Source organism: Pseudomonas gozinkensis (assembly GCF_014863585.1).
GTDB classification, from domain to species: Bacteria; Pseudomonadota; Gammaproteobacteria; order Pseudomonadales; family Pseudomonadaceae; genus Aquipseudomonas; species Aquipseudomonas gozinkensis.
In genome coordinates this window covers 386,192-406,824 of record NZ_CP062253.1, presented here as the reverse complement: position 1 = coordinate 406,824, position 20,633 = coordinate 386,192, and the positions used below count along the sequence as shown (strand labels likewise).

Here is a 20,633-nt window from a genome sequence, read left to right as displayed (position 1 = left end):
TTGGGTGAAACCAGACCGCTTACTGAACGGTCGGGGTCTCGCCGGCTTCCTGCATGCGCTGCAGCTCTTGCGCGTACAGGGCGTCGAAGTTCACCGGGGCCAGCATCAGGGCCGGGAACGAACCACGGGTCACCAGGCTGTCCAGGGTTTCGCGCGCGTACGGGAACAGGATGTTCGGGCAGAACGCACCCAGGGTGTGGCTCATCGAAGCCGCGTCCAGGTTCTTGATCAGGAAGATACCGGCCTGCTGCACTTCAGCGATGAAGGCCACTTCTTCACCGTTTTTCACGGTGACGGACAGGGTCAGCACGACTTCGTAGAAATCACCTTCCAGGGCTTTCTGGCGGGTGTTCAGATCCAGACCGACCGCCGGATCCCACTGCTGGCGGAAGATCGCCGGGCTTTTCGGGGCTTCGAAGGACAGGTCGCGTACGTAGATGCGCTGCAAGGAGAATTGCGGTGCGGTTTCTTCTTCGCTGGCTGCAGTGTTCTGTTGGTCAGTCATCTCAGATCCTTTCTGATCTTGGGTCTTTTAGGGTTCTTTACGTGTGCAGCAGTTCAGGCCTTGAGCAGCGCGTCGAGCTTGCCGGCGCGCTCCAGGGCATACAAATCATCACATCCGCCGACGTGGGTGTCGCCGATCCAGATCTGCGGCACGGACGTGCGTCCGGCCTTCTGGGCCATGGCGGCGCGCACCTGCGGCTTGCCATCGACCTTGATCTCTTCGAAGGCCACGCCTTTGTTCGCGAGCAGGTACTTGGCGCGCGAGCAGTAAGGGCAGTAATCGCTGGAGTAGACGATGACGTCGCTCATGTCACTTCACCAACGGCAGGTTGTCGCCTTTCCAGCTGGAAATCCCGCCGGACAGCTTGGCGGCGGTAAAGCCGGCCTTCATCAGCTCGCGGGCGTGGGTGCCGGCGGTCTGGCCCAGGGCGTCGACCAGAATGATGGTCTTGGCCTTGTGTTTTTCCAGCTCGCCGATACGGGCGGCCAGTTTGTCCTGGGGAATGTTCACCGCGCCAACGATGTGACCGGCGGCGTAGTCCTTGCTCGGACGGATGTCCACCACCACGCCGGCTTCCTTGTTGACCAGTGCGGTCAGCTCGCCCGTGCTCAGGCTTTTACCGCCGCCCTGCACCGTATGCGCCAGCAGCAAAGCCAGCAGTACGACGAAGATACCGACAAGAATGTAGTGGTTAGTGGCAAATTCAATCAGGTGAGCAACCATCGAAGGAGGTTCCAGGGCGTTAAAATGTCGGCCAGTATACACAGCCACTATGGTCGGCCAAACCCCGTCCGGCGGTGACGCCGCCGGAACTTCGCTTTAAACTCCAACTCCCTTTTCCATCGCCCTCTTCTTATTAGCCACGAGTGGATTCCATGACTACCACGCCTAAACCTTTGGTCCTGATGATTCTCGACGGCTTCGGTCACAGCGACAACCCCGAATCCAACGCCGTCTATGCGGCCAAAAAGCCTGTGCTGGATCGCCTGTGGGCCACCGTGCCGAACGGCTTGATCTCGGGCAGCGGCATGGACGTCGGTCTGCCGGACGGCCAGATGGGCAACTCCGAAGTCGGCCACATGAACCTTGGCGCCGGGCGCGTGGTGTATCAGGACTTCACCCGTGTGACCAAAGCGATCCGCGACGGCGAGTTCTTCGAGAACCCGACTATCTGTGCCGCTGTGGATAAAGCCGTGGCCGCCGGCAAGGCCGTGCATTTCATGGGCCTGCTGTCGGATGGCGGCGTGCACAGCCACCAGGATCACCTGATCGCCATGGCCGAACTGGCCTTCAAGCGTGGCGCCGAAAAAATCTACCTGCATGCCTTCCTCGACGGCCGTGACACCCCGCCGAAAAGCGCTGCCTCGTCGATCGAACTGCTCGACGCGACTTTCCAGGCGCTCGGCAAGGGCCGCATCGCCAGCCTGATCGGCCGCTACTACGCCATGGACCGCGACAACCGTTGGGACCGCGTGTCCCAGGCCTACAACCTGATCGTTGATGGCAATGGCGAATTCAACGCCGCCACCGCCCAGGAAGGTCTGGAAGCCGCCTACGCCCGTGGCGAGAGCGACGAATTCGTCAAAGCCACCAGCATCGGCGAGCCGGTAACAGTCGAAGACGGCGACGCCGTGGTGTTCATGAACTTCCGTGCCGACCGTGCCCGCGAGCTGAGCCGCGTGTTTGTCGAAGACGGCTTCAAGGAATTCGAGCGCGCACGCCAGCCAAAAGTGCAGTACGTGGGCCTGACCCAGTATGCCGCCAGCATCCCCGCCCCCGCAGCCTTTGCCCCGGGCAGCCTGGAAAACGTGCTCGGCGACTACCTGGCGAAAAACGGCAAGACTCAGCTACGCATCGCCGAAACCGAAAAATACGCTCACGTGACCTTCTTCTTCTCCGGCGGTCGTGAAGAACCGTTCCCGGGCGAAGAACGCATCCTGATCCCGTCGCCGAAAGTCGCCACCTATGACTTGCAGCCGGAAATGAGCGCACCGGAAGTCACCGACCGCATCGTCGAGGCCATCGAGAATCAGCGCTACGACGTGATCGTGGTCAACTACGCCAACGGCGACATGGTCGGCCATAGCGGCGTGTTCGAAGCCGCGGTGAAAGCCGTTGAATGCCTGGATACCTGCGTCGGCCGCATCGTCGAGGCACTGGAAAAAGTCGGCGGCGAAGCGCTGATCACCGCCGACCACGGCAACGTCGAGCAAATGGCCGACGAATCCACCGGCCAGGCGCACACCGCGCACACCACCGAGCCGGTGCCGTTCATCTACGTCGGCAAGCGTGACCTGAAAGTCCGCGAAGGCGGCGTGCTGGCGGACGTGGCGCCGACCATGCTGAAACTGCTGGGCCTGGAAAAACCGGCGGAAATGACTGGCACTTCGATTCTGGTGTAATCGCCCGTCAAAACACTGAAAAACCCTGTGGGAGCTGGCTTGCCAGCGATAGCAATCTGACAGCCAACATCTATGTTGAATCTGCAGACGCCATCGCTGGCAAGCCAGCTCCCACAATGGTTTGTGGGGTTTTCAAAGAGGATTTCACTCTGTCCGGCACCCCAGTTATCACACAGTCCCAATTGGGCGTTTTTTTTGCCGCGTCGGGCGGGCATACTAGGCCGTCCCTTACCCTGGTGCCGCCCGCCTCTATGCTTCGCGTCCTGATCGCCCTCGCTCTGACATGCCTGCTCCAACCGGCCTTCGCGGATGAGCGCGCGCAAACCCAACAGCAACTGGACGCCACGCGCCAGGACATTGCCGAGCTGAAAAAACTGCTGGGCAAGCTCCAGGAAGAAAAATCCGGTGTGCAAAAGGAACTCAAGGGCACCGAAACCGAGATGGGCAAGCTCGAGAAGCAGGTCGAAGCCTTGCAGAAAGAGCTGAAGAAGAGCGAATCCGAGCTGCAGCGACTCGATGCGGAGAAAAAAAAACTCCAGAGCGCGCGCACTGAACAGCAGCGACTGATCGCCATCCAGGCCCGCGCCGCTTACCAGAACGGCCGCCAGGAATACCTCAAGCTGCTGCTCAACCAGCAGAATCCCGAGAAATTCGCCCGCACCCTCACCTATTACGACTACCTGAGCCAGGCTCGCCTGGAACAGTTGAAAAGCTTCAACGAAACCCTGCGCCAACTGGCCAATGTCGAAAAGGACATTGGCTTGCAGCAGGCACAATTGCTGGTACAGCAAAGCGATCTCGACACTCAGCGCGAAGCGCTCGACAAGGTCCGCAAGGAACGCCAGCAGGCCCTTGCCAAACTCAATGACGACGTGAAAGCCCGGGACCAGAAACTGGCCGCCCGCGAGCAGGATCAGGCAGACCTGTCTAAAGTCCTTAAAACCATTGAAGAAACCCTGGCCCGCCAGGCTCGTGAGGCAGAAGAAGCGCGGCAGAAAGCGCTCATCGCCCAGCAGGAAGCCGAAAAAAAGCGCTTGCGTGAGGCCGAGGCGGAAAACACCGACGCCCCACGCAAACCGGTCAGATCGACACCCGGCGCCCTGGTGTCCAGCGGCGGCGAGACCTTCGGTGGCCCTTTTGCGTCAAGTCGGGGAAAACTTCCATGGCCGGTTGATGGTCGACTGCTGGCACGCTTTGGCGAAACCCGTGGTGACGATGCCCGTACCAAGTGGGACGGCGTGATGATCAGCGCCTCCGCCGGCAGCCAGGTGCATGCCGTACACGGCGGGCGTGTGGTATTTGCCGACTGGCTGCGTGGCGCCGGGCTGCTGGTGATCCTCGACCACGGCAACGGTTTTCTGAGTCTTTACGGTCACAACCAGACGCTGCTGAAGTCGGCGGGTGACGTGGTTAAAGCCGGTGAGTCCATCTCCACTGTGGGTAACAGTGGCGGCCAGGACACACCAGCGCTGTATTTCGCAATTCGTCAGCAGGGTCACCCGAGTGATCCGGCGCAATGGTGTCGTGCGCAAGGATAAGCGCACCGCCTAATTAAGGAGTTCGTTCGACATGCTGCATTTGTCCCGTCTTACCTCGCTGGCCCTGACGATCGCTCTGGTGATCGGCGCGCCTCTGGCGTTCGCCGCTCAACCGGCTCCGGCTGTCGCTCCGGCAGGCACTGCTGCCACCAGCAAGGCACCGTTGCCGCTGGAAGAGCTGCGCACCTTTGCCGAGGTCATGGACCGGATCAAGGCCGCCTATGTCGAGCCGGTGGACGACAAGACCCTGCTGGAAAACGCGATCAAGGGCATGCTCAGCAACCTCGATCCGCACTCCGCCTACCTCGGTCCTGAAGACTTCGCCGAGTTGCAGGAAAGCACCAGCGGTGAGTTCGGCGGCCTGGGCATCGAAGTCGGCGCCGAAGACGGCTTCATCAAGGTCGTGTCGCCAATCGACGATACGCCTGCGTCGAAGGCCGGCATCCAGGCCGGTGACTTCATCGTCAAGATCAACGGCGCACCAACCCGCGGCCAGACCATGACCGAAGCCGTGGACAAGATGCGCGGCAAGATCGGCCAGAAGATCACCCTGACCCTGGTCCGCGACGGCGGCACACCATTCGACGTGACCCTCGCTCGCGCCGTGATCCAGGTGAAGAGCGTCAAGGCGCAGCTGCTGGAATCGGGTTATGGCCTGATCCGCATCACCCAGTTCCAGGTCAAGACCGGCGAAGAGGTTTCCAAGGCCCTGGCCAAGCTGCGCAAGGACAACGGCAAGAAGCTCAACGGCATCATCCTCGACCTGCGCAACAACCCGGGCGGTGTGTTGCAGGCAGCGGTGGAAGTGGTCGACCACTTCATCACCAAAGGCCTGATCGTCTACACCAAGGGCCGGATCGCCAACTCCGAGTTGCGTTTCTCCGCCACCGGCAAGGACGAAAGCGAAGCGGTGCCGATGGTCGTGCTGATCAACGGTGGCAGCGCCTCGGCTTCGGAAATCGTCGCCGGCGCCCTGCAGGATCAGAAACGCGCCGTGGTCATGGGCACCACCAGTTTCGGCAAGGGCTCGGTGCAGACCGTGCTGCCACTGAACAACGACCGCGCGCTGAAGATCACCACGGCGCTGTACTTCACGCCGAACGGCCGCTCGATCCAGGCCCAGGGCATCGTCCCGGACATCGAAGTGCGCAAGGCCAAGATCACCAACGAAGCGGATGGCGACTACTTCAAGGAAGCCGACCTGCAGGGTCACCTGGGCAACGGCAACGGTGGCGCGGACAAACCGACCGGCTCCGGCGCCAAACCGAAAGCCATGCCGCAGGATGACGATTACCAGTTGGCCCAGGCCCTGAGCCTGCTCAAAGGCCTGAGCATCACGTCCGGCCGTTGAGGATGTCTTTGCGTTTCGTCTTTGTCCTGCTGTGCTGTCTGGCGGGTGCTGCTCACGCAGAACCTGCCAGACCGACACCTCAAAAAGCCTACCTGACACTGATCATCGATGACCTGGGGCAGAACCTGCCCCGGGATCGTCGCGTGCTGGCCCTGCCCGGGCCGGTCACCACGGCAATCATGCCCGACACCCCGCACGCCACCGAATTTGCCCGCGAAGCCCACCGCGCCGGCAAGGTCGTGATCCTGCACATGCCGATGGATCCGGCCACCGGCCCGTTCGCCTGGCACCCTGAACTGCCCATCGAGGAACTTGAGAAACGGCTGAACGCCGCGTTCAAAATGGTCCCCTACACCGCCGGCATCAACAACCACATGGGCAGTCGCATGACTGCACAACCGGTAGCGATGGCGTGGTTGATGGGTGAGTTGCAGCGCCGCCACAAATTCTTCGTCGACAGCCGCACCAGCGCCCAGACCGTCGCTGCGCAACAGGCGCAAAAGATCGACCTGGCAAGTGTTTCCCGGGATGTGTTTCTCGATGACGAGCGCACTGAAGCGGCAATTTTTACCCAGTTGCAGACGGCGATCAGCCTGGCTCGCAAGCAGGGTTCGGCGGTGATGATCGGCCACCCTTATCCACAGACTTTGGCGGTGCTGGAGCGGGAGCTGCCGAAGTTGAAAGCTCAAGGCATCGATTGGATCGACATCAAACAGATGATCAGTGTGCGCAGCAATCGCGCTACGGTCGCTCATGGCAAGGAAGGGATTTACCGGTAACAAACCAACACGCGCCTATAAATAGTTACCGCCTCGCATCGCCCCCCTTTCCGGATAGTCAGACCCGCAACAGGTCGCAACTCCTTCGAGTTGCCATTCAACTATCAGGATTGACTATGACTACCAACGACAATGCTTCATTGGCCGCCAGGCCAATGGAGCCGATCAAGCTCGATAACCTGCTGATCAACTTCACCAGCGAATTCAACCGCATCTGGAACAGCAACGGCTCACAGGCCAAGCCCGCCACTTTCTGGCGACCTGCGCCGGCCCCTGATCTTTTGCCGGGATACTTCCCGCTGGGAGACATCCTCATCCCCGACAACACCTCCATCAACGGCGAAATTGTCGCCGCAGTGGTCTGCGAGGGAGCGTTCCAGGACGACGGTCACACCAGGGGAAAAGCACTCAGCCGCCCCACCGACTTCGAACTCGTCTGGAAAGAATCCGGGAGGGGAGCCGCCATGCGAACTTCGATCTGGCGCCCGATTGCGCCACAGGGCTACGTCGCGCTGGGTATGACCTGCTCCAGCGATCACGGCAAACCCTCACTCAACGCAATCCGTTGCGTCAGGGCCGATCTGGTCGTTTCTGCCGACCTCGGTGATCGGATCTGGGATGACAAAGGCAGTGGTGCAACGCTGAACTTCAGCGCTTGGAGCATTGATCCTCCGACCGCCAAGGCGGGCGAAATCTGCTTTGTGCCCGGCACCTTCATCGGCGTCCCGAGCCACAACAAACCGGCAACCGGCCCTTCCGCGTATGCGTTGCGGATACAGATTCCGGTTCAAGTCAGCGCACCCGCAGAAGCTCCGGTACTTTCTACACACATGAATCCCGAAAGCGGAGCGGCCAAGGTCACGCAGGTTGCCCGCCTTCCGTGGTTCACAGTCAGGGATTACGCTCAACCCAATGATGGATTTCACAATTCGCGTTACTACGATCTGAAAAGAACCGACCAATATGTGCTGGTCGGGTATGGCCGAAATACCACGGAACAGACTCAGTCGATCAAATGGAAAGCGCCAAGGGCGCAAAGTGCAGCGGGCATGCGGTTATTCAATCGCCATACCGCCGTCGAATTCACCAAAGCCTGGCCGGCGGCAATCCTCAGTGATCTCCGGGCAACAAAGTTCTCGGCGTGCCTGCCCAGGAGTTTCACTCACACCGAAACGTCCTCGAACGAGTGGAGCGAATCGGGCTCTCGGGTCGTCATCGCCATGGCGGCGAAACTCAAATCGGTTGCGGTGTATCAGATGGAAAGTCACTACGAGCTGGTACGGGAGGATGGCACTGAGGTCTCCGTCCCGCTTGGTTACACCGATGACACCAGTTTTGTCATGAGTGAATACCCGCCAGAAGTAGTCGCGACAGCAACATTGATGCCTGTAATGGCGGGAAGTCTATCGACGGAAACCATTACCGGCGGCGTCAGCGCTGTTCAGCAGTCGTCATCGGAATCGTCGACAGTTACAGATAGCGCCCCATGATTTCCTCGACCACCCCGTCCTTGCGCATCTGATCAAGGGCGGCCTGAAGCTTGGCAACGGCTTCGTCCGGCACTTCCTTGTTCAGCGCCAGATACAGTTCGGCGCTGTTGAAGCGCAGCACGGTTTTCAGCCCGGTCACGCCATCCTGCCGCGCCAGATACCGCCCGGCAGGATCGCCGGTAGCCCACAGGTCGATCTGGCCGCTGACAAGCTTTTTGGCGTTGTCCTGATCACGCAACACCACCGTCGGCTTCAGACCTTGCTTGGTCAGGGTCTCGGCAATGGCATCGCCCTTGTAGGCGCCGATCTTGTATTTGCGCGCATCGTTCAGGGTTTCGAGGGTGATCTTGCTGTCAGCCTTGGCCAGCATGACCCAGTCGTCCGGGCCGATCGGGCCGACCCACTTGAAGAGCTTTTCGCGATCCGGCAAACGCGCCATGACGAATGCACCGTAACCGGGGTTCTCCAGCGCCAGTTTGTAGACCCGCTCCCAAGGGAAGCGCAGGGTCAGGCTGTAAGTGATGCCGGCACGCTTGAACATCTCGCGCACGATGTCAGTGGCGATGCCGTTGATGTTTTCGTCCTGTGCGAAATTCTTGCCGTTCTTCGCCATGTTGTACGGCGGGAAGTTTTCGGTGAGGAGCACCAGATCGGTGTCGGGACTTTCTTCGGCGTGACCGGTGTTGATCAACAACACGGAGGCACTGGCGAGGGCGAGAAGCAGGCGTTTGATCATGTCGGGCTACCGAAATCCATGGCGTGCCCAAGAGTGCCTTGGGTACGCCATGCTGTCTACTGGCGTTATGACTTCATGGTGATCAGGCCTCACCGTTCGTGCGACGCCATACCTTAAGTAGTACATAACTACCACCCTGCCCCCCCTTGAGCCCTGATTTATTGCCGTTACCGAACACAGCGTGTTCGCTGTAACCAATAAACCACAGAGCGTTAACAATGCACCCAATAAAATTACTGCTGTTCAGCACCCTGGGATTCGCTTTCTCCAACTGCCTGGCATCCCCTCAGGACTATGGGGAAGGCGTAAAAAGTCTGTTACCCGCGATGTCTCTGGACAACCGTGATGGTTCACGTGATCACTGGCAGGGTATCGGCCGCCTGACGACAAATACCGTATGTACCGCCACCCTGCTTGATACGCTGGAGACAACAGGTATCCAGCGCCCTCCTGCCTATGTTCTGACTGCTGGCCACTGCATCAATTTGTCCAACGGCAAAATCATGCAAAACCAACCGGTAAAAGGAACCATCACATTTAATTACTTCAGCGATTCAGAAAAACTGAAAACCTATAATTTGAAAAAGGTGAAATGGCGCAGCATGCAAGGTGTCGACATGGCCATCGTCGAACTTGATGTCAGCCTGAAAACGCTCATGGAGGACGGTATAAAACCTCTAAAACTGGCTACACGCACGCCAGCCGTAAACTCCGAAGTTCTGGTTGTGGGGGCACCAGAGTATAAAACTCTGGAAATGACAGCCTGTACGCTGCAATCGGCTCCAGACATTATTGAAGAAGATTGGGTGTGGCGTAACAATTTCATGACCCGCTGTCAGAGTAATAAAGGAGGCGTCTCAGGGGCACCGCTGCTGGATCGCTACACCAATGAAATTATCGGCGTCGTGGGAACCGGAAATGCGGCCCCGTCTCTAGACCCCTGCTACCTGCATGCACCTTGCATCCTGACAGAAAAGGGTTACTCCGCAATCGAAGGCAATCTTTACGGAAACCTCGTACCTCACCTGAGAAGCTGCTTTCGATCCGGCTTTCTATTTGAAAACCATTGCGAACTTTACCCGACATTCAACGTAGAAACGGATGAAAGGCCCTCGGCGAAATACAAGAAAATCAAGATATCGAGAAGCGGTGCAGCCATAGCACCTACTTGGGATTACCAGTTCTCGATCGACACCGCGTTCTATCGTCACAAGACTGTGCGCGTGGCAAAACAATGCGAAAGTCCATCGCGTTATTCTGCCGCGACCAGCTCGAAAGAACCCATTATCAATAACAAGGTGGGGTCAAGAACCGGGCGCTATTTTCTTTGCATCATCGGCACAAACTCCCCGGAAAAGAAATTATCCCCGGGATTATTGAGAAATGCCCTGTCGCTGCCTGTTGAACTGATAGAGGACGAGGTCGTTCCGCTTCCCGATCTAAGCCTGAGAAAAGGATCCGGCTATAGCCGGATGACTTCGGGCGGAGCAACTGCCTGGTACTCCTACAAGGTGGGACCATCCAGCACAACGGATTGCCAGAGCCCTGAAGGCTTCAACCAGAAATCGGACCAGCTGGATGTATTTGTCTACGATCAGGACTTGCCTGCCAAGTTATGCAGCGTTGCGTTTGACGAGATACACGACAGGTCAGAGGTCAGAATTGACCATTTCGACAAATTTTAAATCACACAATGTTTACCCCCCTTAAAGAATCAACTTCAAGGGGGGGCGTTTTCATCGCATCACTATGCCGCGATGGGCCATGTAGGCCTTGGCTTCCTGCACGGTGTATTCGCCGAAGTGGAAAATACTCGCCGCCAACACGGCACTGGCGTGGCCTTCAAGAATGCCATCGGCCAGATGCTGCAGGTTGCCGACGCCGCCGGAAGCGATCACCGGAATGCCCAGCGCATCGCTGATGGCGCGGGTCACGCCGAGGTCGAAGCCGTTTTTCATGCCGTCCTGATCCATGCTGGTCAGGAGGATTTCACCGGCACCCAGGCCTTCCATTTTCTTCGCCCACTCGACCGCGTCGAGGCCGGTCGGCTTGCGACCGCCGTGGGTGAAGATCTCCCACCGCGGGGTTTCGCCCGGACCCGAAACCTTCTTCGCGTCGATGGCGACGACGATGCATTGCGAGCCGAAATGCTGCGCCGCTTCGCCGACGAATTCCGGGTTGAACACGGCAGCGGTGTTGATCGACACCTTGTCCGCACCGGCGTTGAGCAGGTTGCGGATGTCCTGCACGGTCCGCACGCCACCGCCGACGGTCAGCGGGATGAACACCTGGCTGGCCATGCGCTCGACGGTGTGCAGCGTGGTGTCACGGCCATCGACGCTGGCGGTGATGTCGAGAAAGGTAATCTCGTCGGCACCCTGCTCGTCGTAGCGACGGGCGATTTCCACCGGGTCGCCGGCGTCACGGATGTTCTCGAACTTCACACCTTTGACGACCCGGCCGTTGTCCACGTCCAGGCAAGGGATGATGCGTTTGGCCAGCGCCATGGTCAGTCCTCAGCCTTGGTACGAATCGCAGAAAGCTTGCGCTTCGGCGACGTCGAGAGTGCCTTCGTAGATCGCCCGGCCGGTGATTGCGCCGATGATGCCCGGTGCCTTGGCGTCGAGCAGCGACTTGATGTCACCCAGGTTGTGAATGCCGCCGGAAGCGATCACCGGGATCTTGGTGGCAGCAGCGAGCGCAGCGGTGAACGGAACGTTGCAGCCCTGCATCATGCCGTCTTTGGCGATGTCGGTATAAACGATCGAGGACACGCCGTCGGCTTCGAACTGTTTGGCCAGGTCGATGACCTGCACGGTGCTGATTTCAGCCCAGCCATCGGTGGCGACAAAACCGTCTTTGGCATCCAGACCGACAATGATCTTTCCCGGGAATGCGCGGCAGGCTTCAGCGACGAACGCCGGATCCTTCACCGCTTTGGTGCCGATGATCACGTAGCTGACGCCCGCCTTGACGTAGTGCTCGATGGTCTCCAGCGAACGAATGCCGCCGCCGATCTGGATCGGCAGGGTCGGGTAGCGCTTGGCGATTGCGGTCACCACTTCGCCGTTGACCGGCTGGCCTTCGAAAGCGCCGTTCAGGTCGACCAGATGCAGACGACGGCAACCGCCCTCCACCCACTTGGCAGCCATGCTCACCGGGTCATCGGAGAACACTGTGGAATCTTCCATGCGGCCCTGGCGCAGACGTACGCAGGCACCGTCTTTGAGATCGATAGCGGGAATAATCAGCATCTGGCAAACCTTCAAATTTGAATGTTCAGCTTGGCTCGGAAATCAGTTTTTCTCGAGCGCCCACAGGTCGCTTTCGATGCTTTCAAACCGCTCCTTGAGGTGGGTCTGCACATCGAAAATCGCCCTGTTGTAATAGTGCGGAGCAATTTCGCGGGTAAACAGCTCAAGAATTTCCGCCGCCTCGAACGAACCCAGGTCCAGTTCGAAACGATCCTCCATGAACCGCTGAATCTTGCGGTTGGCCTCGCTCTCCTGCTCGGGAGTGAGGGTCAGGATCGGCGGCTTGGATTTCTTGACGGCCATTTACCAGCGACCGTCCCACGCGGCGAAGTTCTGCAGCAATTGCAGGCCATGGGTATGGCTCTTCTCCGGGTGGAACTGCACGGCGAAACGCGAACCTTCGGCCAGCGCCGCGGCGAAATCGACGCCGTAATGACCGCTGCCGACCACCTGCCGCGGGTTACCGGCGGCAATGTAGTAGCTGTGCACGAAGTAGAAACGCGCCAGGTCCGGAATGTTGTGCCACAGCGGGTGATCCACCGCCTGCTTCACTTCGTTCCAGCCCATGTGCGGGACTTTCAGGTGCTCGCCGTCTTCATGCAGGTCTTTGCCGAAGAACTTCACCGCGCCCGGGAACAGGCCGATGCAGTCGACACCGTCGTTCTCTTCGCTGGTGTCGAGCAAGGCTTGCATGCCGACGCAGATGCCGAGAAACGGACGATCCTGGCTGACTTCACGCACCAGCGAATCGAAACCGAGGCGACGGATCTCCGCCATGCAATCGCGAATCGCGCCGACGCCGGGGAAAACCACACGGTCAGCTTCGCGGATCACTGCCGCATCGCTGGTGATCAGCACCTTGCCGGCACCGACGTGCTCCAGGGCCTTGGCCACCGAGTGCAGGTTGCCCATGCCGTAATCGATAACTGCAACCGTCTGCATTACAGGACGCCTTTGGTCGAAGGCATCTGACCGGCCATGCGGTCGTCCAGCTCGACGGCCATGCGCAGCGCGCGGCCGAAAGCCTTGAACACGGTTTCGATCTGGTGGTGGGTGTTGGTGCCACGCAGGTTGTCGATGTGCAGGCTGACCAGCGCGTGGTTGACGAAGCCCTGGAAGAACTCCTGGAACAGGTCGACGTCGAAGCCGCCAACGGTGGCGCGGGTGTACGGCACGTGCATCTGCAGGCCCGGACGGCCGGAGAAGTCGATCACTACGCGCGACAGCGCTTCATCGAGCGGCACGTAGGCGTGGCCGTAGCGACGGATGCCTTTCTTGTCGCCAATGGCTTGCGCGAAGGCCTGGCCGAGGGTGATACCGACGTCTTCCACCGTATGGTGGTCGTCGATATGCAGATCGCCCTTGCATTCGATATCCAGGTCGATCAACCCGTGACGGGCGATCTGATCCAGCATGTGCTCAAGAAAAGGAACACCGATATCGAATCGGGCCTTTCCGGTGCCATCAAGGTTGATCGAGGCTTTGATCTGGGTTTCCAGAGTGTCGCGCTCGACAGACGCCTTACGTTCGGCCATCACCAGCTCCGCAAAATCATTGGGCGAAAAAGGCAGCCATTATAGGGGCGCGGGGCCGAAACAGAAACACGAGAGGTGATATGGCAGACGGATAGAAGCCCCGACTGTCGCGGGTAGACATGTCCATACAAGCCATTACAGGCACCCGGAAACAAATGTGGGAGCGGGCTTGCTCGCGAAAGCGGTGGGTCAGCCGACAGCGATGTCGTCCGATCTACCCTCCTCTTCGCGAGCAAGCTCGCTCCCACAGGTGTTGGTGCCGGCCTGAGATATCAGGCCGGCAACTTCAGCGTCTTAGTGAAACAGAACCGCCGTCTTCTGCAGGGTCACCCACACACCCCACGCCAACGGAATCCCCACCACCAGCCACGCAGCGATCGCCAATGGCTTACTGCCCGGCGCGGCTTTCCACTCCAGCACGGTGCTGGCGTCAGCACCCTTGTCGTGGCCCAGCGCCTGTTCGGCAGCCAGTTCGGCGTCGGTCATGAAGTACTTGTCGGCCACCGGGCGCACCAGCAGGTTGCACAGGAAACCCAGCACCAGCAGACCAGCGAGGATGTACAGGGTGATGTCGTAAGCGGCAGCGCGTTCAACGCCGATGCTCAGCTGATATTCACGCAGGTAGTTCACCAGTACCGGACCCAGCACGCCAGCGGCGGCCCAGGCCGTCAGCAGACGACCGTGGATCGCACCGACCATCTGCGTACCGAACAGGTCGGCCAGATACGCCGGAACGGTCGCGAAACCACCGCCGTACATCGACAAGATGATGCAGAACGCCGCCACGAACAGGGCAACGTTGCCCAGGTGACCAAGGTTCGGGATCAGTGCGTACAGCGCAAAACCCAGCGCGAAGAACACGAAGTAAGTGTTCTTGCGGCCCAGGTAGTCCGAGAACGACGCCCAGAAGAAGCGACCGCCGATGTTGAACAGGCTCAGCAGACCGGTGAAACCGGCTGCAATCGCAGCGATGGAAGCCAGCTGACCGGCGTCCAGTTGACCGAACGGCAGATCATTACCCAGCAGCTTGCCGCCGAACACTTCCTGCAACAGTGGCGAAGCCATGCCGAGGATGCCGATACCGGCGGACACGTTCAGGCACAACACCAGCCACACCAGACGGAATTGCGGGGTTTTCCACGCCACATTCACGTGAACGTGACGGTGGGTGATCATCGCGTTCGACGCTTTCTTCGCCGGTGCGGTCCAGCCTTCAGGCTTCCAGCCGGTTGGCGGTACGCGGTAAGCCAGTGCGCCACCGATCATGAACACGAAGTAGATTGCAGCCATCGCCACGAAGGCCTGCCACACGCCCACACCAGCCGGCGAAGCGAAGTGGCTCATCAGAGCCGTCGCCAGTGGCGCACCGACCATCGCGCCACCACCGAAGCCCATGATCGCCATGCCGGTCGCCATACCGCGCTTGTCCGGGAACCACTTGATCAGGGTCGACACCGGCGAGATATAGCCCAGACCCAGACCGATACCGCCGATCACGCCGGAGCCGATCCACATCAGCCAGATCTGGTGGGTATAGATACCCAGCGCGGAAATCAGCAGACCGCCGCACCAGCACAGTGCCGATACAACACCGGCCTTGCGAGGACCTGCGTGTTCGAGCCAGCCGCCCCAGATCGCTGCCGAGCAGCCGAGGAAGATGAAGAACAGGGTGTAGATCCAGCCGAGCATGGAGATCGGCCAGTCGCATTGCGACGAGAAAACTTGTGCGATGAAGCTCATGTCCGGTGCGCAAGCCACCGGAGCGGTCACGCCCAGCGCCTTGGACAGCGGCAACCAGAACACCGAGAAGCCATAGGCCATGCCGATGCACAGGTGAATGGCCAAAGCGGCCGGCGGGACCAGCCAACGGTTGAAACCGGGCTTGGCGATGATGCGTTCCTTGGACAGGAACCCGGGCTGATCGGCTTTGAAGCCGTCCGCCGTAATGGTCGTGCTCATTGTGTATCCCCCAATTATTAGTATGGTTCGCCAGCCACTGCTCACCCCCGGCCTTTATGCACGCAGGCATGACCGTTTTTTGCGGGTGAAGCTCCTTGAAAGCGCGACGTTAAGTCGCAGATGGGCGGACGAACGGGCGAAGGTTACCATTTGCACGTGACAGAAAAACCAAACTGATATCACCTTTTTCGTGTCATCTGATCTCCTGTCGCCGGGGAACCCCGATGCCGATCGTTGTCGAAGCGCTGTACATCGCGGTTCAGCAGGCTGCACGGGACACCGCAACAGCGCGGGGTGATGCAGCGCTATACTCCCCGGCTAAATCAAGAATTCGACTACTTACAAGGACTCGCCCATGAAAGCGTTCGGCAAAATCCTGGGTCTGGTACTTCTCGGGCTGTTGCTGATCATTGTGGCGGCGGGCTTCGCCCTGACCCACCTGTTTGATCCCAACGACTACAAAGACGAGATCCGCCAGATTGCCCGCGACAAGGCCCACATCGAGCTGACGCTCAATGGCGATATCGGCTGGAGCCTGTTCCCGTGGCTCGGCCTGGAACTGCACGAGGCCAGCGTCGCGACCCTGGCCAAGCCTGCCGAACCGTTTGCCGACCTGCAGATGCTCGGCCTGTCCGTGCGGGTACTGCCGTTGCTGCGCCGCGAAGTGCAGATGAGCGACGTGCGCGTCGAAGGCCTGAACCTTCGCCTGAATCGTGACAAGAATGGTCATGGCAACTGGGAAGACATCGGCAAGGTGCCGCCGAAGGCCGGCAGCACACCTGCGCCGACCACAACGGCCGAATCCGCCCCCGAGGCCACTGCGCAACCGGAAAAACCGGCCCAGCCGATCCGTCTCGACATCGACAGCCTTACCGTCAACAACGCCCGCGTGGAGTACAACGACGAGCTGACCGGCAAGCAATTCAGCGCCGAAAGCATCCAGTTGAGCACCGGCGCGGTTCACGATTCGACCAACATTCCGGTCAAGGCCACCGCGTTCCTCGGCACCAACCAGCCTGTGCTGCGGGTGCGCACCGAGCTCAACGGCGAGCTGCGCTTCGAGCGCGCCCTGCAACGCTACAAGTTCGAAGACCTGAAGCTGTCCGGCGAAGTTGCCGGCGATCCGCTGCAAGGCAAGACCGTGACCTTCGCCGCCCAAGGGCAATTGTTGCTGGACAAGGCCGCCAACGTCGCCGAATGGACCGGCATCAAATTGTCGGTCAATCAGCTGCGCGCACTGGGTGAGCTGAAAGCCAACGATCTGGACAAAACGCCACAGATCACCGGCGGGATTTCCATCGCCCAGTTCGACCTGGCGAAATTCGTCGACAGCATCGGCCAGACCTTGCCGGCCATGGCCGAAGGCAGCCTGAGCAAGGTTGAACTGGTCAGCCGTGTCGCCGCGACGCCGACCAGCGTTTCGCTGGACAACATCAACCTCAAGCTCGACGACAGCAATTTCAGCGGTCGCATCGCCGTCGAAGATTTCGCCAAGCAATCGCTGCGGGCGATCCTCAAGGCCGACACCTTCAACGTCGACCGTTACCTGCCGCCGAAATCGGAAAAAGCCAACAACGCCACCCAGGTCCGTCAGGCCGAAGTCGCCAGCACCGAGGCTGATGCGATGGCCGGTGCCGGCAGTACGCCGCTGCCGGAGAAACCGAGCAAAAGCGCCTGGAGCACCGAGCGCCTGTTCCCTGTTGAGCGCCTGAGCAAGCTCGACGTGAACGCCGACTTGACCTTCGGCCAGTTGATCCTCGACAAGCTGCCGATCCAGAACGCCGCTCTCAAGGCCTCCGGCCAGGGCGGCCTGCTGACCCTGGAGAACCTGCGCGGCGAGTTGTACAACGGCGACTTCGAAGCCAAGGGCACGCTGGACGTGCGCCAGACCGCGCCAGTGCTGAACCTGCAAACCCGGATCAACCGGGTGCCGGTGGAGAAAATCCTCGAAAGCCAGGGCAAGAACCCGCCGGTCAAAGGTCTGGTCAATCTCACCAGCACCGTCACCGGCAGCGGCAACAGCCAGCAGGCGCTGATCGAAACCCTCAACGGCAACGCCAGTTTCGTGATCAACAACGGCGTGCTGCTCAACGCCAACCTTGAACAGCAACTGTGCAAGGGCATCGCCACCCTCAACCGCAAATCCCTGAGCGGCGAACCGCGCGGCAAGGACACGCCGTTCCAGGAGCTCAAGGGCAACCTGACCTTCCGCAACGGCGTGGCCAGCAACCCGGACCTGAAAGTGCGTATTCCCGGCATGAGCGTCAACGGTGACGGCGATATCGACCTGAAAGTGCTCGGAATGGACTATCGCGTCGGCATCATCGTCGAAGGCGATACCAGCGCCATGCCGGATCCGGCCTGCCAGGTCGGCGACAAATTCGTCGGCATCGAGTGGCCGCTGCGTTGCCGTGGTCCGCTTGAGCTGGGCGCCAAGGCCTGCCGCGTGGACAACGAACGCATGGGCCAGGTCGCGACCAAACTGGCCGGCGACAAGATCAGCGAAAAAATCGACGAGAAACTGGGCGACAAAGTCAGCCCGGAACTGAAAAACGCATTGAAGGGGCTGTTCAAGCGATGAGAGCGGAGCAGTTTTCCACGGCGGTGCTGGAATGGTTCGACCGCCACGGACGCCATGATTTGCCCTGGCAACAGAACATCAACCCGTACCGGGTGTGGGTGTCCGAGATCATGTTGCAGCAGACTCAGGTCAGCACCGTGCTCAATTACTTCGACCGCTTCATGGCCGCACTGCCGACGGTCGAAGCCCTGGCCGAAGCGCCGGAGGACGAAGTGCTGCACCTGTGGACCGGGCTGGGTTACTACACCCGCGCGCGCAATCTGCAGAAGACCGCGAAGATTGTCGTCAGCCAGTACGGCGGCGAGTTTCCACGCGATGTCGAGAAGCTCACGGACTTGCCGGGCATCGGCCTGTCGACTGCCGGCGCGATTGCCAGCATCAGCATGGGCCTGCGCGCGCCGATCCTCGACGGTAACGTCAAACGGGTGCTGGCGCGCTTTACCGCGCAGGAGGGCTACCCCGGCGAGCCGAAAGTCGCCAGACAGCTGTGGGCCAATGCCGAGCGCTTCACGCCGCAGGATCGGGTCAACGCCTATACCCAGGCGATGATGGATCTGGGCGCCACGCTCTGCACCCGCAGCAAGCCGAGCTGTCTGCTGTGTCCGCTGGAAAAGGGCTGCGAAGCGCACATGCTCGGCCTGGAGACGCGTTACCCGATCCCCAAGCCGCGCAAGGCCATCCCGCAGAAACGCACGCTGATGCCGCTGCTGGCCAACGAGGACGGCGCGATTCTGCTTTACCGCCGCCCCTCCAGCGGATTGTGGGGCGGTTTGTGGAGCCTGCCGGAACTCGACGACCTCGACGACCTGCAACACCTCGCCGCGCAGCACTCGCTGGAACTGGGCGAGCAGCAGGCGCTGCCGAGCCTTGTCCACACCTTCAGCCACTTCCAGCTGTCCATCGAACCCTGGCTGGTTCAGGTTCAGGAGGCCGGCGGTCACGTGGCCGAGGCCGACTGGCTCTGGTATAACCTCGCCACCCCGCCGCGCCTGGGCCTCGCCGCCCCGGTCAAGACCTTGCTCGAACGCGCGGCCGCCGTCTTGAATGCAGGAGAGTCGACATGACCCGCACCGTAATGTGCCGCAAGTACAAAGAACAACTCGAAGGTCTGGAGCGCCCACCGTACCCGGGCGCCAAGGGCCAGGATATTTTCGAACACGTCTCGGCCAAGGCCTGGGCTGACTGGCAGAAACACCAGACCCTGCTGATCAACGAAAAACGCCTGAACATGATGAACGCCGAAGACCGCAAATTTCTTCAGGGCGAAATGGACAAGTACTTCTCCGGCGAGGAATACGCTCAGGCCGAAGGCTACGTTCCGCCTGCAGAGTAAACCCCGCGAAATCGGGGGTCGGATCGTAAGCGACGGAATTAATTTAAGAAATTTTAAAAAAGTCGTTGACGTAAATCCGAAAAACCCTTTTAATGCGCCCCGTTGCCCAGATAGCTCAGTCGGTAGAGCAGGGGATTGAAAATCCCCGTGTCGGCGGTTCGATTCCGTCTCTGGGCACCAAATACCGAAAACCCTGAATCGCAAGATTCAGGGTTTTTTTATGCCTGCGATTTGATAACGCCCCGATTCCGCCCATCTTGCAGGTCGGAATTCGCGATACGTTGCTCAACCCTTACGGAAGAGGGTCATCCCCGCGATGAACCAGAAAAGAACCCGCGTCCCCCTGCCCCATCCCAAGCAACCCATCAAACGCACCGATTGGCTGATGATCGCACTTGGCATCGTACTGATCCTCTGCATCGGCCTGCTTGCCTATGAAACGGTGAACGGTCTGATTCAGGGACGCATCAGCAACATGGCGCGGGGGAAACACTTCGCCGTGTATTCACAGGCCGAACAATCCTTCGACTTCTGGTTCACTGTTGCCTCGCACTGCATCTTTGCACTCTTCCTGGCGAGCGCAGCCTGGCTACTGATCTGGATGGGGCGCACCGCGACGGTCACGCCACCCGGGCGTGACCGTCGGCGACGCTAGCTGTTGTCATTCCAGTGGAACACCAGATTGCGCGCAGCACCTCCGCCAATTTCCGCAGCATCCCGGCGAGTTTCACCATTGCGGGTCGCGACGACCGTGTACTTGCCGGGCGGTAACTGCACGTACACCAATGGCCCGGTTTGATTCAGCGTCAGCACGGTTTGGCCCGGAGCTTTCTGAATCATCACGTCGACATCGGCGGTGTACTGGTTTTGCATGCCGACGGCGAAGGTCATGTGCAGGTTGTAGCCCGCGGATTGCTGAATGGCTTTCGACTCATCTTCACCAATCCCGCCGGCCAGATAGCGAACGCCGTTTTGCTCTTGCTGCTGAACCTGCACAGCGGCAGTGTCGATCGGTTCCAGACTCGCGGCCTGCGCCATGATCGGAAACAGCAGCACTGCCGCAGCGGCAACGGGCAGCACAAATGAAAGAACGCGTTTCATGAGGACGACTCCCGGGCTCTCGCGGAACCCAATCGTTACCTCTTTTTAGATTTTGTCTTGCGGGGTGGG

The 20,633-nt window shown here is 59.9% G+C and carries 21 protein-coding genes and 1 tRNA gene; 11 read left to right on the top strand and 11 right to left on the bottom strand.

Going from position 1 to position 20,633, the window contains the following annotated elements; genetic code table 11:
• Nucleotides 1-19: 19 nt before the first annotated feature.
• The 3 genes from secB to IHQ43_RS01795 are packed head-to-tail and all read right to left on the bottom strand — an operon-like array spanning nt 20 to nt 1,228.
• The gene (gene secB, locus IHQ43_RS01805) at nt 20-505 is read right to left on the bottom strand and encodes a protein-export chaperone SecB (protein ID WP_085733279.1); all 486 of its coding nucleotides are present in this window, start codon (nt 503-505) and stop codon (nt 20-22) included.
• 53 nt (nt 506-558) lie between these two features.
• Nucleotides 559-813, bottom strand: a complete 255-nt coding sequence (gene grxC / locus IHQ43_RS01800) for a glutaredoxin 3 (RefSeq protein WP_007952522.1) — start codon at nt 811-813, stop codon at nt 559-561.
• Nucleotide 814: 1 nt separating this feature from the next.
• Nucleotides 815-1,228: a rhodanese-like domain-containing protein gene (locus IHQ43_RS01795; protein ID WP_007952524.1), complete on the bottom strand. Its 414-nt coding sequence runs from the start codon at nt 1,226-1,228 to the stop codon at nt 815-817.
• A 152-nt stretch (nt 1,229-1,380) separates the two neighbouring features.
• On the opposite strand from IHQ43_RS01795, the gene gpmI reads away from it, so the two are divergent.
• The 5 genes from gpmI (at nt 1,381) to IHQ43_RS01770 (ending at nt 8,065) form a co-directional block, all read left to right on the top strand.
• Nucleotides 1,381-2,907, top strand: coding sequence for a 2,3-bisphosphoglycerate-independent phosphoglycerate mutase (gene gpmI, locus IHQ43_RS01790; protein WP_192563175.1), 1,527 nt, complete (start codon nt 1,381-1,383; stop codon nt 2,905-2,907).
• A 251-nt stretch (nt 2,908-3,158) separates the two neighbouring features.
• Nucleotides 3,159-4,445, top strand: a complete 1,287-nt coding sequence (locus tag IHQ43_RS01785; protein WP_115076224.1) for a murein hydrolase activator EnvC family protein — start codon at nt 3,159-3,161, stop codon at nt 4,443-4,445.
• A 31-nt stretch (nt 4,446-4,476) separates the two neighbouring features.
• Nucleotides 4,477-5,796 carry a S41 family peptidase gene (locus IHQ43_RS01780; protein ID WP_192563174.1) on the top strand — a complete coding sequence of 440 codons (1,320 nt, stop codon included), beginning with the start codon at nt 4,477-4,479 and terminating at the stop codon, nt 5,794-5,796.
• 2 nt (nt 5,797-5,798) lie between these two features.
• Nucleotides 5,799-6,575 carry a divergent polysaccharide deacetylase family protein gene (locus IHQ43_RS01775; protein ID WP_192563173.1) on the top strand — a complete coding sequence of 259 codons (777 nt, stop codon included), beginning with the start codon at nt 5,799-5,801 and terminating at the stop codon, nt 6,573-6,575.
• A 116-nt stretch (nt 6,576-6,691) separates the two neighbouring features.
• Nucleotides 6,692-8,065 (top strand): Vps62-related protein, encoded by a 1,374-nt coding sequence (locus IHQ43_RS01770; protein WP_192563172.1) that lies wholly within the window; start codon nt 6,692-6,694, stop codon nt 8,063-8,065.
• On the opposite strand, the gene IHQ43_RS01765 is transcribed toward IHQ43_RS01770, so the two are convergent.
• Entirely contained in the window at nt 8,046-8,801 is a 756-nt protein-coding gene (locus IHQ43_RS01765; protein WP_192563171.1) for a substrate-binding periplasmic protein, read from the bottom strand. The genes IHQ43_RS01770 and IHQ43_RS01765 overlap by 20 nt on opposite strands.
• A gap of 218 nt (nt 8,802-9,019) precedes the next feature.
• Between IHQ43_RS01765 and IHQ43_RS01760 the strand changes: the two genes are divergently transcribed.
• A complete protein-coding gene (locus IHQ43_RS01760; protein WP_192563170.1) occupies nt 9,020-10,486 on the top strand; it encodes a trypsin-like serine peptidase in 1,467 nt (488 codons plus the stop codon).
• A 51-nt stretch (nt 10,487-10,537) separates the two neighbouring features.
• On the opposite strand, the gene hisF is transcribed toward IHQ43_RS01760, so the two are convergent.
• The 6 genes from hisF to IHQ43_RS01730 all read right to left on the bottom strand — a co-directional run bounded on the left by hisF (nt 10,538) and on the right by IHQ43_RS01730 (nt 15,549).
• The gene (gene hisF, locus IHQ43_RS01755) at nt 10,538-11,308 is read right to left on the bottom strand and encodes an imidazole glycerol phosphate synthase subunit HisF (RefSeq protein WP_007897430.1); all 771 of its coding nucleotides are present in this window, start codon (nt 11,306-11,308) and stop codon (nt 10,538-10,540) included.
• Nucleotides 11,309-11,317: 9 nt separating this feature from the next.
• On the bottom strand, nt 11,318-12,055 hold the full coding sequence (gene hisA, locus IHQ43_RS01750; RefSeq protein ID WP_003220753.1) for a 1-(5-phosphoribosyl)-5-[(5-phosphoribosylamino)methylideneamino]imidazole-4-carboxamide isomerase: 738 nt from the start codon (nt 12,053-12,055) through the stop codon (nt 11,318-11,320).
• 42 nt (nt 12,056-12,097) lie between these two features.
• The gene (locus IHQ43_RS01745; RefSeq protein ID WP_011332018.1) at nt 12,098-12,358 is read right to left on the bottom strand and encodes a DUF2164 domain-containing protein; all 261 of its coding nucleotides are present in this window, start codon (nt 12,356-12,358) and stop codon (nt 12,098-12,100) included.
• Nucleotides 12,359-12,997: an imidazole glycerol phosphate synthase subunit HisH gene (gene hisH / locus IHQ43_RS01740; protein WP_192563169.1), complete on the bottom strand. Its 639-nt coding sequence runs from the start codon at nt 12,995-12,997 to the stop codon at nt 12,359-12,361.
• Nucleotides 12,997-13,590, bottom strand: a complete 594-nt coding sequence (gene hisB / locus IHQ43_RS01735) for an imidazoleglycerol-phosphate dehydratase HisB (protein WP_192563168.1) — start codon at nt 13,588-13,590, stop codon at nt 12,997-12,999. Before hisB ends, hisH begins: the two co-directional genes overlap by 1 nt.
• A 294-nt stretch (nt 13,591-13,884) precedes the next feature.
• Nucleotides 13,885-15,549, bottom strand: a complete 1,665-nt coding sequence (locus IHQ43_RS01730) for an OFA family MFS transporter (RefSeq protein ID WP_192563167.1) — start codon at nt 15,547-15,549, stop codon at nt 13,885-13,887.
• 355 nt (nt 15,550-15,904) lie between these two features.
• Here IHQ43_RS01730 and IHQ43_RS01725 point away from each other — a divergent pair, with 355 nt between their 5' ends.
• From IHQ43_RS01725 to IHQ43_RS01705, 5 genes are all read left to right on the top strand, one after another.
• Nucleotides 15,905-18,130 carry an AsmA family protein gene (locus tag IHQ43_RS01725; RefSeq protein ID WP_192563166.1) on the top strand — a complete coding sequence of 742 codons (2,226 nt, stop codon included), beginning with the start codon at nt 15,905-15,907 and terminating at the stop codon, nt 18,128-18,130.
• Nucleotides 18,127-19,194, top strand: coding sequence for an A/G-specific adenine glycosylase (mutY, locus tag IHQ43_RS01720; protein WP_192563165.1), 1,068 nt, complete (start codon nt 18,127-18,129; stop codon nt 19,192-19,194). Before IHQ43_RS01725 ends, mutY begins: the two co-directional genes overlap by 4 nt.
• The gene (locus IHQ43_RS01715; RefSeq protein WP_007952551.1) at nt 19,191-19,463 is read left to right on the top strand and encodes an oxidative damage protection protein; all 273 of its coding nucleotides are present in this window, start codon (nt 19,191-19,193) and stop codon (nt 19,461-19,463) included. Before mutY ends, IHQ43_RS01715 begins: the two co-directional genes overlap by 4 nt.
• A gap of 104 nt (nt 19,464-19,567) precedes the next feature.
• Nucleotides 19,568-19,643 (top strand) — tRNA-Phe (locus IHQ43_RS01710).
• A gap of 136 nt (nt 19,644-19,779) precedes the next feature.
• The gene (locus tag IHQ43_RS01705) at nt 19,780-20,118 is read left to right on the top strand and encodes a hypothetical protein (RefSeq protein WP_192563164.1); all 339 of its coding nucleotides are present in this window, start codon (nt 19,780-19,782) and stop codon (nt 20,116-20,118) included.
• Here IHQ43_RS01705 and IHQ43_RS01700 read toward each other — a convergent pair.
• On the bottom strand, nt 20,115-20,564 hold the full coding sequence (locus tag IHQ43_RS01700) for a carboxypeptidase regulatory-like domain-containing protein (RefSeq protein ID WP_192563163.1): 450 nt from the start codon (nt 20,562-20,564) through the stop codon (nt 20,115-20,117). The genes IHQ43_RS01705 and IHQ43_RS01700 overlap by 4 nt on opposite strands.
• Nucleotides 20,565-20,633: the final 69 nt, after the last annotated feature.